This window comes from Vibrio sp. LB10LO1, assembly GCF_010092875.1.
In the GTDB taxonomy this organism is placed as follows: Bacteria; Pseudomonadota; Gammaproteobacteria; order Enterobacterales; family Vibrionaceae; genus Vibrio; species Vibrio campbellii.
On the sequence record NZ_JAADJW010000030.1, the window covers coordinates 50,491 to 63,501 of the forward strand.

The following is a 13,011-nucleotide window of genomic DNA, read 5'->3' on the forward strand; positions in this document are numbered from 1 at the left end:
ACAACCGAGACAAAGGTTAGTTTTTAATCTCTGTCACAGAAGCTTAATTCTGTGCTTCGGAGGCATTAGCTGAGAGGTCAACCACGTTGCTTTCATCATTTTGAGGCTCAACTTTGATGAACAACGCGACAAAACCCATCGCCGCCATCAACCAGAAGATATTTGCGCCCCAGTGCTCGTAACCCCAGCCACTGATCACCGTCATCAGCGCGATAAACGCACCCAGTGGAATCGCGTTGTACAATGCCTGTAATGCCACCATCTTGTTCTCTGCTGAGTTTTGGATGTATTGAATCGCAGCAATGTGCGCCATTGCAAACGTCACGCCGTGAAGCATTTGCACCACTACCAGCGCCAAAATAGAGGTTGTTGCAGCTGTCATTCCCCAGCGTAGCATCACACCACCAGCCGCCACGACAAACAGAGTGCGCAGAGACCAGCCAGCGAATAGACGCTTACTCAAAGCAAACACAGCAACTTCAGCTGCCACACCTAGGCTCCACAAGTAACCAATCACGTCTTCTGAGTGACCAGTCGCTTTCCAGTGAATCGCACTAAAACCGTAGTATGCCGCATGGCTGCCTTGGATTAACGCCATCAGCACCAGGAACTTCACGACTGGCTTGTCCGTCAGCAATGCTGAGAGTTTTGGACGCTCAGAATGTTGACCACCACGCGTCACCGGCATTGGATTGGTGTTACGCATCGCAAACAAGAACGAGATAAACACACCGACCATTGCCGTGTACAAAATCATGTCCGAGCCAAACTCTGCCACCAAGTAACCCACCACTGTCGAGCCAGCAATAAAGGCAACCGAGCCCCACAAACGGGTACGACCGTAATCGAGCATCTTCAAACGAGCGTAGTAGTTCGCCATAGCATCAGACAGAGGCACGACAGGACCACAACACAAGTTAAACAAGACGGTGGCAAGCGCCATTAACCAGAAATTACCGCCAGTGAAAAAGTGGAAACCAACAAAAATGAGGGCAGCAAAACTTAACCAGCGTAGCGCTGGCATAATGTGCTCAACCTTATGCAAACGTGGCGTAAGTACCATGTTCGCCACACAGCGCGTCGCTAAGCCCAAACCAACCAACAGACCAATATCTGTCGGAGAAACACCCTGATCTTTAAACCACAACGACCAAAATGGCAGATACACGCCATACGCAAAAAAGAATCCGAGAAAGTACTGGGAAATCCAGCCATACGGAGAGGGTTTCAACATCACTGACATCCTAAAAAACGAAAAAACTAACGACTTCCGACACGTAAACGTTTGGGACGCGGAATTATGGATCGCAATGCGTAATAGAAAAAGGGAAGAATCGGCAACTTACCGTTTCCTCAATGGCACAGGATCTCGAAATGCAAAATTAGATTGTGACGATTTAGACCAAAGTCGTCTGGCTTCGGCAGGGAAATTTGTCAGACTTGGAATGTGTTCCCACCAAGTTTAGGTGCCCTCATGCCTGACAAATTTAACATGCAATCTCCACCGTTCGACCGCCTGACTGACGCACAGCAAAATCGACTGCGCTCGTCTCTTGATGTGGCGTACTACCGAACGCGAGATGTCATCTTAGCTTGTGGGCAAAACAACCCTCACCTACACGTGCTAATTAAAGGCGCAGTGGAAGAGCGCTCCAAAGATCAAGACGAAGTGTTTGCTCACTACGCTAATGACGACATGTTTGATGTGCGCTCTTTGTTTGAAGAAAGTGTCCGCCATCAGTATGTGGCACTGGAGGATACCCTGTCGTACTTGCTGCCCAAGGACGTGTTTCTTGAGCTGTATAACGAGAACGGACAGTTCGCTGCCTACTTCGATAACAACTTATCCAAACGCCAAGCCCTCATTGAAGCGGCTCAACAGCAGCAAAACCTCGCGGAATTCATTCTGACTAAAGTCGATAGCAGTATCTATCATCCACCAATGCTATTGGCGTCCGATATGCCAATTAATCAGGTCACTAAAACACTTAAAGACAATGGCATTGATGCCGCTTTGGTTCAGCTCAACCAAGATGACCCACGCCTAGAGCAATATCCATCGGCGCATCCCTACGCGATAGTGACGCGAACCAATATGCTCCACGCCGTGATGCTTGACGACCACCTACTCGATACGCCAGTGAGTAAGATTGCGACCTTCCCTGTTTATCACGTCGATGATGGTGACTTCTTGTTTAACGCCATGATCACCATGACGCGCAATCGCATGAAGCGTCTAATGGTGTGTGAAGGCAATCAAGCGGTCGGCATGTTGGATATGACACAAATCCTCAGCGCGTTTTCCACTCACTCACACGTACTGACACTCAGTATAGCGCGAGCAACCAGCGTGGAAGAGTTAGCTCTTGCTTCCAATCGACAGCGTCAGTTGGTGGACAGCTTACTGACCAACGGCATCCGCACTCGCTTCATCATGGAGCTGATATCTGCCGTGAACGAGCAAATCATCGAAAAAGCGTTTGAGCTTGTGGTGCCACCAGCCCTGCACGATCACTGTTGTCTGATTGTGCAGGGCTCGGAAGGTCGCGGAGAGCAAATCCTCAAAACCGATCAAGATAACGCACTGATCATCCAAGATGGGCTGGAATGGGAACATTGCGCCGAAGTGATGCAAACCCTCACCCACACCTTGCAGCAACTGGGCTATCCACTCTGCCCAGGCAAAGTCATGGTTAACAATCCGAAGTGGGTTCGAACACAGCAAGACTGGATTAAAACGCTCGATGGTTGGATTGCCAAAGCACAGCCAGAACAAATCATGGATTTAGCCATCTTCAGCGACGCTCATGCGGTCGCAGGCAACCGAGAGCTGCTCACGCCGATCGCCGAACACCTCAGAGACAGCATGGAAGATCGCATGTTGATTCTGTCCGATTTCACTCGCCCTGCACTGCAATTTTCCGTGCCTCTTACTCTGTTTGGTAACGTAAAAAGTGCCAAGGACGGGCTGGATATTAAGCGCGGCGGCATCTTCCCAATCGTGCATGGTATTCGCACTTTGGCATTGGAATACGCGATTGAAGAGAAGAACACCTTCAAGCGTATCGAAGCACTGAGAAACAAACGCATCTTAGAGCCGGAAACCGCCGATAACCTCAATGAGGCACTGAAGCTGTTCTTCAAGATCCGCTTGAACCAGCAATTGAGTAAGCAAAAAGCACTGAACAACATCGACATCAAACAGTTAGACAGGACAGAACGAGACTTGCTACGCCACAGCTTACACGTGGTGAAGAAATTTAAGCAGTTCTTGGGCTTCCATTATCAAATCCGTGATTAGAGTCTTTTAGGCAAATAAGACGAGAGGTAACAGGGATGAATTGGCTACAAAGGAAATACTGGCATTACAAGCTGAAAGGCTCACCTTATCGGCCACTGTTTTGTTCGCCGCAAAAAGGCGAGTTTGTCTCTCTCGATTGCGAAACCACCAGCTTGGATCCCAACCGTGCCGAGCTGGTCACCATCGCTGCGACAAAAATCATCGACAATCGCATCATCACCAGCAAACCGTTCGAAGTTCGACTGCGCGCCCCACAATCACTCGATTCAGGCTCGGTAAAAATTCACCATATCCGCCACCAAGATTTGGTGGATGGTATCAGCGAAAAAGAAGCGCTCATCAAGTTACTCGACTTTATCGGTAATCGCCCTTTGGTTGGCTACCACATTCGCTATGACAAAAAGATCCTCGACCTCGCTTGTCTGAGGCATTTAGGCTTCCCACTCCCTAACCCGCTTATCGAAGTGAGCCAGATTTATCACGACAAGCTCGAACGTCATTTGCCTAACGCCTACTTCGACTTAAGTCTTGATGCAATTTGTAAGCATCTCGAGCTACCGATTCAAGACAAACACGATGCCCTGCAAGACGCAAAATCCGCGGCTTTGGTGTATGTGCGTCTAACCAAAGGCGATTTACCAAACCTGAGCGTGCCTTATACCCAATAGGTTCAATACTCAGCTTTCGATCCACGTCCCACATTCGCTTTAAATTCAGTAATATCGCGGCGCATTCCTCACTCTCATCCTAAAGTCTAATTGTGGAAATACGCGCTGTGACTGACAGTTATATGCACAGCAACGTTCTTGATGAATCACAGACTAAAGAACGGAAACAGCCCTACAAAAGACGAAGGTCGAGAATTAAAGGCACAAGGAGAGAAGCCATGAGCGAAGCCCACGTTTATCCGGTAAAAGAAAATATTAAAAACCATACGCATGCGGATAATGACACTTACCTAGCCATGTATCAGCAGTCGGTAAGCGACCCTGAAGGCTTCTGGAGCGAACACGGTAAAGTTGTCGATTGGATTAAGCCATTCACTCAAGTTAAAAACACCTCTTTCGATACTGGTCACGTCGACATTCGCTGGTTCGAAGACGGCACGCTGAACGTATCTGCAAACTGTATTGACCGTCACCTTGCCGAGCGTGGCGATGAAGTCGCGATCATCTGGGAAGGCGATGATCCTGCCGACGACAAAACCCTCACATTCAATGAACTGCACAAAGAAGTGTGTAAGTTCTCTAACGCACTAAAAGAGCAAGGCGTGCACAAAGGCGACGTGGTTTGTCTTTACATGCCAATGGTGCCAGAAGCGGCTATCGCAATGCTGGCATGTACGCGTATTGGTGCGGTTCATACCGTGGTATTTGGTGGTTTCTCGCCAGAAGCACTGTCCGGTCGTATCATCGACTCAGATGCGAAAATCGTTATCACTGCTGACGAAGGCGTTCGTGGTGGTCGCGCAGTACCACTGAAGAAAAACGTTGATGAAGCACTGACAAACCCAGAAGTAAAAACCATCGACAAAGTTGTCGTTCTAAAACGTACGGGCGGTGACATTGATTGGCACGAGCACCGTGACGTTTGGTGGCACGAAGCAACGGCTGTCGTTTCTGATATGTGCCCACCAGAAGAGATGAAAGCGGAAGACCCTTTATTCATTCTTTACACTTCAGGCTCAACAGGTAAGCCAAAAGGCGTGCTGCACACCACAGGTGGTTACCTAGTGTACGCAACCATGACCTTCAAATACGTGTTCGATTACCAAGAAGGTGAAACGTTCTGGTGTACGGCGGATGTGGGTTGGATTACGGGTCACACTTACTTAATTTACGGTCCACTGGCGAACGGTGCGAAAACCATTCTGTTCGAAGGTGTACCAAACTACCCAAGCACGGCTCGCATGAGTGAAGTGGTTGATAAGCATCAAGTAAACATTCTCTACACTGCACCAACAGCGATTCGCGCCCTAATGGCGAAAGGTAACGAAGCGGTAGCCGGAACATCTCGTTCAAGTTTGCGTGTAATGGGCTCAGTAGGTGAACCTATCAACCCTGAAGCATGGGAGTGGTACTACAAGACCATCGGTAATGAAAACTCACCGATCGTGGATACTTGGTGGCAAACAGAAACAGGCGGTATCTTGATTGCGCCACTGCCAGGTGCAACCGATCTAAAACCAGGCTCTGCAACTCGCCCATTCTTCGGTGTACAACCAGCGCTAGTGGACAACATGGGTAACATCATCGAAGAAACCGCTGCAGAGGGTAACTTGGTGATCCTTGATTCATGGCCAGGTCAGATGCGTACCGTTTACGGCGACCATGAGCGCTTTGAGCAAACCTACTTCTCTACCTTCAAAGGCATGTACTTCACCAGTGATGGTGCTCGTCGTGACGAAGATGGCTATTACTGGATTACAGGTCGTGTAGATGACGTATTGAACGTCTCAGGTCACCGAATGGGTACCGCAGAGATTGAGTCAGCGCTGGTTGCACACGATAAAATTGCGGAAGCGGCGATTGTCGGTATCCCTCATGACATCAAAGGTCAGGCAATTTACGCATACGTCACGTTGAATGATGGTGAATTCCCATCAGCTGAGCTGCACAAAGAAGTGAAAGACTGGGTACGTAAAGAGATTGGTCCAATCGCGACACCAGACGTACTGCACTGGACAGACTCTCTACCGAAAACTCGCTCTGGTAAGATCATGCGCCGCATCCTACGTAAGATTGCAACGGGTGATACCAGCAACCTAGGTGATACTTCGACACTGGCCGATCCAAGTGTTGTAGACAAGCTAATTGCAGAGAAGGCAGAACTGGCATAACACCCAGCCCCTGTTTTAAACGCTAGCCCTAAAAGCCACCATTGCATATGGTGGCTTTTTTGTGCGTGGACGCAAAATAAACCACAAAAAGCACATGGCAATTATGTTGTTTTTGTTAACTTGGTTACAGAAACGACGGGGGCTATTGGGAGATTAGACCAGTAAATTGCTGCTAATTGCTGTGAATTAGCTATAATCTTGGTCGATTTTTTAAAATTTGCTCGGTTTTAACAAAAAAATCGTGCTGAAGTATCGTATATTTGGGAATATAAACGTTCCACTCACGATAAAGGAAGATAGCAACATAATGTCTGCAAAGTCACGGATTCTAGTTCTAAACGGACCAAATCTTAATCTATTAGGTCTGCGTGAACCGACACATTACGGTAACAACACCCTAGCACAGATTGTTGACGCATTGACTGAACAAGCTCACAACTCTGGGGTGGAACTTGAACACCTGCAATCGAATCGTGAGTACGAACTGATTGAAGCTATCCACGCTGCATACGGCAAAGTGGACTTCATTATCATCAACCCAGCGGCTTTCACTCATACCAGTGTCGCGCTGCGTGATGCATTACTTGGCGTAGCCATCCCATTTATCGAAGTGCACCTATCGAACGTTCATGCTCGTGAGCCGTTCCGTCATCACTCTTACCTGTCTGATAAAGCAGAAGGGGTGATTTGTGGCTTAGGTGCACAAGGTTATGAATTCGCTCTGTCTGCAGCAATCGCGAAATTGCAGGCAAAGTAAACCAAACACTCTGCAGCCCTTTGGGGTTGTCTTAATCACAAGATAAAAGAGAAAGAAAAGATGGATATTCGTAAAATCAAGAAGCTAATCGAGTTAGTTGAAGAATCTGGCATTGCTGAGCTAGAAATCTCTGAAGGTGAAGAGTCAGTACGCATCAGCCGTAGTGGTCCTGCAGCTCCAGCACCAGTTCATTACGCAGCAGCTCCAGTAGCAGCACCTGCGCCAGTGGCAGCAGCTCCAGTAGCAGACGCACCAGCAATGGCAGCAGAAGCACCAGCAGCAGTTCCTGCAGGTCACCAAGTTCTTTCTCCAATGGTTGGTACTTTCTACCGCTCTCCAAGTCCAGACGCGAAATCATTCGTTGAAGTTGGTCAGAGCGTAAATGCTGGCGACACACTATGTATCGTTGAAGCAATGAAAATGATGAACCAAATCGAAGCGGACAAATCAGGTGTTGTAACTGCAATCCTAGTTGAAGACGGCCAGCCAGTTGAATTCGACCAACCACTAGTTGTAATCGAATAAGCGGGGCTTGCCTTATGCTAGATAAAGTAGTCATCGCGAACCGAGGTGAAATTGCACTTCGTATCCTTCGCGCTTGTAAAGAATTAGGCATTAAGACTGTGGCAGTGCACTCAACAGCTGACCGCGATCTTAAGCACGTACTACTTGCAGACGAAACCGTATGTATCGGTCCTGCTCGTGGTATCGACAGCTACCTAAACATCCCTCGTATCATTTCTGCAGCAGAAGTGACGGGTGCAATTGCGATTCACCCGGGTTACGGCTTCCTATCTGAGAACGCAGACTTTGCTGAGCAAGTAGAGCGCAGCGGTTTCATCTTCGTTGGTCCTAAAGCAGACACCATCCGCATGATGGGTGACAAAGTGTCAGCAATCAACGCAATGAAAAAAGCAGGCGTTCCTTGTGTACCAGGTTCTGACGGTCCACTAGATAACGACGAAGACAAAAACAAAGCTCACGCTAAGCGTATCGGCTACCCAGTAATCATCAAAGCCTCTGGTGGCGGCGGTGGTCGTGGTATGCGTGTTGTACGTTCTGAAGCGGAACTTGTTCAAGCTATCGCTATGACGCGTGCAGAAGCAAAAGCGGCGTTCAACAACGACATGGTTTACATGGAGAAATTCCTAGAAAACCCTCGTCACGTTGAAGTACAAGTGATTGCTGATGGCCAAGGCGGTGCTATCCACCTAGGTGAACGTGACTGTTCTATGCAGCGTCGTCACCAGAAGGTTGTTGAAGAAGCACCAGCACCAGGTATCACAGAAGAGATGCGTAAGTACATCGGTGAACGTTGTACTCGTGCATGTCTAGAAATCGGTTACCGCGGCGCAGGTACGTTCGAATTCCTATACGAGAACGGTGAATTCTACTTCATCGAAATGAACACTCGTATTCAGGTTGAGCACCCAGTAACAGAAATGGTTACCGGCGTTGACCTAATTAAAGAACAGCTACGCGTAGCAGCAGGTCAGCCATTGTCATTCACTCAGGATGACATCAAGATCCGCGGCCATGCGATTGAGTGTCGTATCAACGCAGAAGACCCAGAGCGTTTCCTACCTTCACCGGGTAAGATTGAACGCTTCCACGCGCCAGGCGGTATGGGTGTTCGTTGGGAATCTCACATTTACACAGGCTACACAGTACCACCTCATTACGATTCGATGATTGGTAAACTGATCACTTACGGTGAGAACCGTGATGTAGCGATTGCACGTATGAAGAACGCACTAGGCGAGATGATCATTGAAGGCATCAAGACTAACGTTACTCTACAAGAGTCAATCATGAATGATGAGAACTTCCAGCACGGTGGTGCAAACATTCACTACCTAGAGAAGAAGCTAGGCCTACAATAAGCCTTCGCTAACCTCATAATAAATGCCCACATCTGTGGGCATTTTTGTTTTGTATAAAGTCTATACTCAAACAAATCGTAGAGTTCTGGTAAACTCTGCGCCACTTCATTCACTTTAAGAGCAAAAACAAATGCCTTGGATTCAAATCAAACTCAATGCGACCAATGAAAACGCTGAGCAAATCGGCGACATGCTAATGGAAGAGACTGGTGCGCTGTCTGTAACATTCCTAGACGCGCAGGATACGCCTGTATTCGAACCTCTACCTGGCGAGACTCGCTTATGGGGCGATACTGACATTCTGGCACTGTACGATGCAGAAGCTGATACAAACTTCATCATCACTCAAATCAAAGCAAGCAACATGCTAGCGGACGATTTTGCTTACAAAGTAGAACAGCTAGAAGACAAAGACTGGGAACGCGAGTGGATGGAAAACTTCCACCCAATGAAGTTCGGCGAACGTCTATGGATTTGCCCAAGCTGGCGTGAAATTCCAGAGCCAGACGCAGTAAACGTAATGCTCGATCCGGGCCTTGCATTCGGTACAGGTACTCACCCAACGACAGCACTTTGTCTTGAGTGGCTAGAGGGTCTCGATCTATCAGGTAAGACAGTAATCGACTTCGGCTGTGGTTCAGGCATCCTAGCGATCGCAGCGATCAAACTAGGCGCAGAAAAAGTTATCGGGATCGACATTGATCCTCAAGCACTGCAAGCATCTCGCGACAACGCTGAACGTAATGGCGTAGCCGATCAACTTGAAGTGTTCCTACCTCAAAACCAGCCTGAAGGTCTAATTGCAGACGTTGTGGTTGCAAACATTCTTGCAGGTCCACTTCGTGAACTAGCACCAATCATTAAAAGCCTAGTGAAGCCAAATGGCGACCTTGCAATGTCGGGTGTTTTAGATACTCAAGCAGAAGATGTAGCGAACCATTACCGTGACGAGCTTCACATTGACCCAATCGCAGAGCAAAGTGAATGGTGTCGCATCTCTGGTCGTAAGCAAGGCTAGACAAGGTTTTCAGGGCTAATTGTTTGAATTTCATACAAATTACAAAAACAATTTGTAAATGCTCAAATATTAGTCTTTTCACGCAGTAAAAAAATGCGTAAAATGCGCGCCCTTGCTGGTACAGAACTGTGATGACGTTTTGAAAATCGGAAATTATCAACTTAAGAACAATCTAATCGTAGCCCCTATGGCTGGTGTAACGGATAGACCGTTTCGCGAGTTGTGTCTTCGCTATGGTGCGGGAATGGCCGTCAGTGAAATGATGTCTGCTAACCCGAAGCTATGGGGAACGTCAAAGTCGAAACAGCGCATGGTGCATGAAGGCGAATCGGGCATTCGCTCTGTACAGATTGCCGGTTCCGATCCACAGCTTATGGCCGATGCAGCTCAATTCAGTGTTGAAAACGGTGCGCAAATCATCGACATCAACATGGGCTGCCCAGCAAAGAAAGTGAATAAGAAGCTGGCGGGTTCTGCACTGCTTCAATACCCAGACATCATCAAAGAGATTTTGACTGCGGTAGTGGACGCGGTAGACGTTCCTGTGACGTTAAAGACCCGTACTGGCTGGAACACAGAAAACAAAAACGGTGTTCACATCGCTAAATTAGCCGAAGACTGCGGCATACAGGCTCTTGCACTGCATGGCAGAACAAAAGCGTGTATGTACAAAGGTGAGGCCGAATACGACAGCATTAAAGCGGTTAAACAAGCTATATCCATTCCGGTTATCGCAAACGGTGATATCGATAGCCCGGAGAAAGCGAAGTTTGTACTGGAGTACACCGGTGCAGACGCTTTAATGATTGGACGCCCTGCCCAAGGTCGTCCTTGGATTTTCCAGGAAATCCATCACTATTTGGAAAACGGCACCACAATGGATGAGCTTCCAAGTGAGGAAGTGAAAGCCATTATGCTTGGTCATGTTAACGCTCTGCATGGTTTCTATGGAGAGTTCTTAGGTCCACGTATCGCGCGCAAGCACGTTGGGTGGTATCTAAAAGAGCATGAGCAAGCGAGTGAGTTTCGCCGTACCTTCAACGCTATCGACGCAGCTGAGCTGCAACTTGAGGCGTTAGAGGGTTATTTTGATAACGTTGCATCATAATTAAGAGAAGAGCTAGACCGAATATGTTCGAACAAAATCTGACTTCAGAAGCATTAACAGTAACTACAGTAACGTCACAAGACCAGATTACTCAAAAGCCTTTACGTGACTCTGTTAAAGCGTCTCTTAAAAACTACCTAGCTCAACTAAACGGCCAGGAAGTAACAGAACTATACGAATTAGTTCTAGCTGAAGTTGAACAGCCACTACTAGATACCATCATGCAGTACACTCGCGGTAACCAAACTCGCGCAGCAACTATGATGGGTATCAACCGCGGTACTCTTCGCAAGAAACTTAAAAAATACGGCATGAACTAATACGTTCATACAGTATTTTTGTAAAAAAGGCTTGGCCAGCAATGGTTAAGCCTTTTTTATTGCCTTCAAGAATCTGCAGGTATCTTTAAGCCATCCAGCTCTGCGTTCATCATATTCTGTGTAAACATTAGTCAAATCTGATACATTGAACTGTGATCGGTATTGATTGTGAACTCAATATAAACAGATATAATCAAAGACTTACATTGGATAAAGGAACTAACCTCGTGATTTACAAAGAAAGGGAAGATTGGCTCCATGCCATTTTGAATACCCTCCCTGATCATGTCTTTATCCTCAATGAACAAGGTCGCTATATCGAAAGTTTCGGTGGCACTTATCATTCAAAGTACTTCAATGCGCAAAGCTATACCAACCTCAAGTTGAACGATGTTTTGTCGACAAGCAAAGCCGCTGAGTTGCTTGGTTATATTGGTGATGTACTCCACTCTAACGAGCCAAAAGTCGTCAAATACAGTATCGCACTACAAGATCACCTACTAATGCCAATAGAAGAACTAGAGGCGTTAGACAATCCAGAAGAGACCTGGTTTGAAGCAATCATCAAGCCTGTAGAAGGCCTACAAAGTGGCGAGAATTGGGTAATTTGGTCTGTCCGTGACGTTACGAAAACACACCTACTTGAAAAGCGCTTGAAAGAGCTCTCAGAGACCGATGAACTAACTGGTGTATTGAATCGACGAGCATTCTTAACCAGCCTAGATAAGGCTATGAGCTCACATTTGCGACCGTCTCAAACACTCTCCTGCATAATGATCGATATCGACCACTTTAAAGAGATTAATGATCAAGTCGGCCACTTCTCTGGGGATCAAGTGATCCATCACGTAGCCAAGATCTGCCAGCGAGCAATTCGCGGTAGTGACTTTATTGGTCGCTTAGGAGGAGAAGAGTTTGCTGTGATCTTAGTTAACACTAGTGCAATACAAGCCTATGATGTGGCAGAGAGAATAAGAGAGGCGATTCAAAATGCGCCATGTAAAGTTGATGGTATTGAGATCAGTACAACTGTAAGCATTGGCGTCGCAGAATATGATGAGCAAGTATCTAGCACTACGGAGCTCATGGTTAACGCCGATAAAGCTATGTATTACTCAAAGCACTCGGGGCGAAACCAAGTAACGCTTCACCATGGTAGTATTCCTGATGTGAAACTACAGCACTCTACCAACTTAAGAATCCAAAAGGTTTCTTAACTTTCTCTGTCTTATTTCAAATTAATCAACCCCATACCCATTTCACTCTATACACCTTCCCTCTTTAAAAACTGTTATACACGGCCTTCTAGCGTACTCTATACAACCAAGAATACTTTCTTAATACAGTTTGTGGGTTAGCTTCAGAAAGGCCTATAAGTTATTGCAGAGTCGAGCAAGGTGAGATGCGGAGAAGTAGTGCGTTAGCACTACATCGCAGCCAGTTACTTAGGCGGAAGAAAGAATAGTGAACAATGGTAAAAGAAGTTTAGAAGCGCCTTTAACAAGGTCTTGTCATTGGAATGAATTTACTTTGCTCCAAATGCAAAAAAGCCCACTCTTTCGAGTGGGCTTCTTCAAATTTAAAGCCTGGCGATGTCCTACTCTCACATGGGGAAGCCCCACACTACCATCGGCGCTAATTCGTTTCACTTCTGAGTTCGGAATGGAAGTCAGGTGGGTCCAAATCGCTATGGTCGCCAAGCAAATTCTTTAATTCGGAAAGCTGTTTTTAGTTCTTACACATTCAATTCGTTCTTGCTTTGAGTCCATCAAAACCCCTTGGGTG

Annotated in this window: 11 protein-coding genes and 1 rRNA gene; 10 read left to right on the plus strand and 2 right to left on the minus strand. The window is 47.0% G+C overall.

Annotated elements, in window-relative coordinates; translation table 11 throughout:
- Nucleotides 1–43: 43 nt before the first annotated feature.
- Entirely contained in the window at nt 44–1,234 is a 1,191-nt protein-coding gene (locus GXP65_RS18915; protein WP_162093479.1) for a 3-phenylpropionate MFS transporter, read from the minus strand.
- Between the two features lie 240 nt (nt 1,235–1,474).
- Here GXP65_RS18915 and GXP65_RS18920 point away from each other — a divergent pair, with 240 nt between their 5' ends.
- The 10 genes from GXP65_RS18920 (at nt 1,475) to GXP65_RS18965 (ending at nt 12,443) form a co-directional block, all read left to right on the plus strand.
- Entirely contained in the window at nt 1,475–3,301 is a 1,827-nt protein-coding gene (locus GXP65_RS18920; protein WP_162093480.1) for a DUF294 nucleotidyltransferase-like domain-containing protein, read from the plus strand.
- A gap of 35 nt (nt 3,302–3,336) precedes the next feature.
- A complete protein-coding gene (locus GXP65_RS18925; protein WP_050919312.1) occupies nt 3,337–3,969 on the plus strand; it encodes a 3'-5' exonuclease in 633 nt (210 codons plus the stop codon).
- 218 nt (nt 3,970–4,187) lie between these two features.
- A complete protein-coding gene (acs, locus tag GXP65_RS18930; protein ID WP_162093481.1) occupies nt 4,188–6,140 on the plus strand; it encodes an acetate--CoA ligase in 1,953 nt (650 codons plus the stop codon).
- A gap of 307 nt (nt 6,141–6,447) precedes the next feature.
- The gene (gene aroQ, locus GXP65_RS18935; protein ID WP_005428757.1) at nt 6,448–6,897 is read left to right on the plus strand and encodes a type II 3-dehydroquinate dehydratase; all 450 of its coding nucleotides are present in this window, start codon (nt 6,448–6,450) and stop codon (nt 6,895–6,897) included.
- Between the two features lie 60 nt (nt 6,898–6,957).
- Nucleotides 6,958–7,422: an acetyl-CoA carboxylase biotin carboxyl carrier protein gene (gene accB / locus GXP65_RS18940; protein WP_005530870.1), complete on the plus strand. Its 465-nt coding sequence runs from the start codon at nt 6,958–6,960 to the stop codon at nt 7,420–7,422.
- A gap of 14 nt (nt 7,423–7,436) precedes the next feature.
- A complete protein-coding gene (gene accC / locus GXP65_RS18945; RefSeq protein ID WP_005440401.1) occupies nt 7,437–8,780 on the plus strand; it encodes an acetyl-CoA carboxylase biotin carboxylase subunit in 1,344 nt (447 codons plus the stop codon).
- Nucleotides 8,781–8,910: 130 nt separating this feature from the next.
- On the plus strand, nt 8,911–9,798 hold the full coding sequence (gene prmA, locus GXP65_RS18950; protein WP_005428804.1) for a 50S ribosomal protein L11 methyltransferase: 888 nt from the start codon (nt 8,911–8,913) through the stop codon (nt 9,796–9,798).
- A gap of 139 nt (nt 9,799–9,937) precedes the next feature.
- Entirely contained in the window at nt 9,938–10,906 is a 969-nt protein-coding gene (dusB, locus tag GXP65_RS18955) for a tRNA dihydrouridine synthase DusB (RefSeq protein ID WP_162093482.1), read from the plus strand.
- Nucleotides 10,907–10,929: 23 nt separating this feature from the next.
- Nucleotides 10,930–11,226 carry a DNA-binding transcriptional regulator Fis gene (gene fis, locus GXP65_RS18960; protein ID WP_000462885.1) on the plus strand — a complete coding sequence of 99 codons (297 nt, stop codon included), beginning with the start codon at nt 10,930–10,932 and terminating at the stop codon, nt 11,224–11,226.
- Nucleotides 11,227–11,453: 227 nt separating this feature from the next.
- The gene (locus GXP65_RS18965; protein WP_045377146.1) at nt 11,454–12,443 is read left to right on the plus strand and encodes a GGDEF domain-containing protein; all 990 of its coding nucleotides are present in this window, start codon (nt 11,454–11,456) and stop codon (nt 12,441–12,443) included.
- 367 nt (nt 12,444–12,810) lie between these two features.
- Here GXP65_RS18965 and rrf read toward each other — a convergent pair.
- Nucleotides 12,811–12,927, minus strand: a 5S ribosomal RNA gene (gene rrf / locus GXP65_RS18970).
- Nucleotides 12,928–13,011: the final 84 nt, after the last annotated feature.

Excerpts from the sequence above, each read along its gene's own strand:
- GXP65_RS18915 (WP_162093479.1), bottom strand. The coding sequence starts at position 1,234 with ATGTTGAAACCCTCTCCGTATGGCTGGATTTCCCAGTACTTTCTCGGA.
- GXP65_RS18920 (WP_162093480.1), top strand. The coding sequence starts at position 1,475 with ATGCCTGACAAATTTAACATGCAATCTCCACCGTTCGACCGCCTGACT.
- GXP65_RS18925 (WP_050919312.1), top strand. The coding sequence starts at position 3,337 with ATGAATTGGCTACAAAGGAAATACTGGCATTACAAGCTGAAAGGCTCA.
- acs (WP_162093481.1), top strand. The coding sequence starts at position 4,188 with ATGAGCGAAGCCCACGTTTATCCGGTAAAAGAAAATATTAAAAACCAT.
- aroQ (WP_005428757.1), top strand. The coding sequence starts at position 6,448 with ATGTCTGCAAAGTCACGGATTCTAGTTCTAAACGGACCAAATCTTAAT.
- accB (WP_005530870.1), top strand. The coding sequence starts at position 6,958 with ATGGATATTCGTAAAATCAAGAAGCTAATCGAGTTAGTTGAAGAATCT.
- accC (WP_005440401.1), top strand. The coding sequence starts at position 7,437 with ATGCTAGATAAAGTAGTCATCGCGAACCGAGGTGAAATTGCACTTCGT.
- prmA (WP_005428804.1), top strand. The coding sequence starts at position 8,911 with ATGCCTTGGATTCAAATCAAACTCAATGCGACCAATGAAAACGCTGAG.
- fis (WP_000462885.1), top strand. The coding sequence starts at position 10,930 with ATGTTCGAACAAAATCTGACTTCAGAAGCATTAACAGTAACTACAGTA.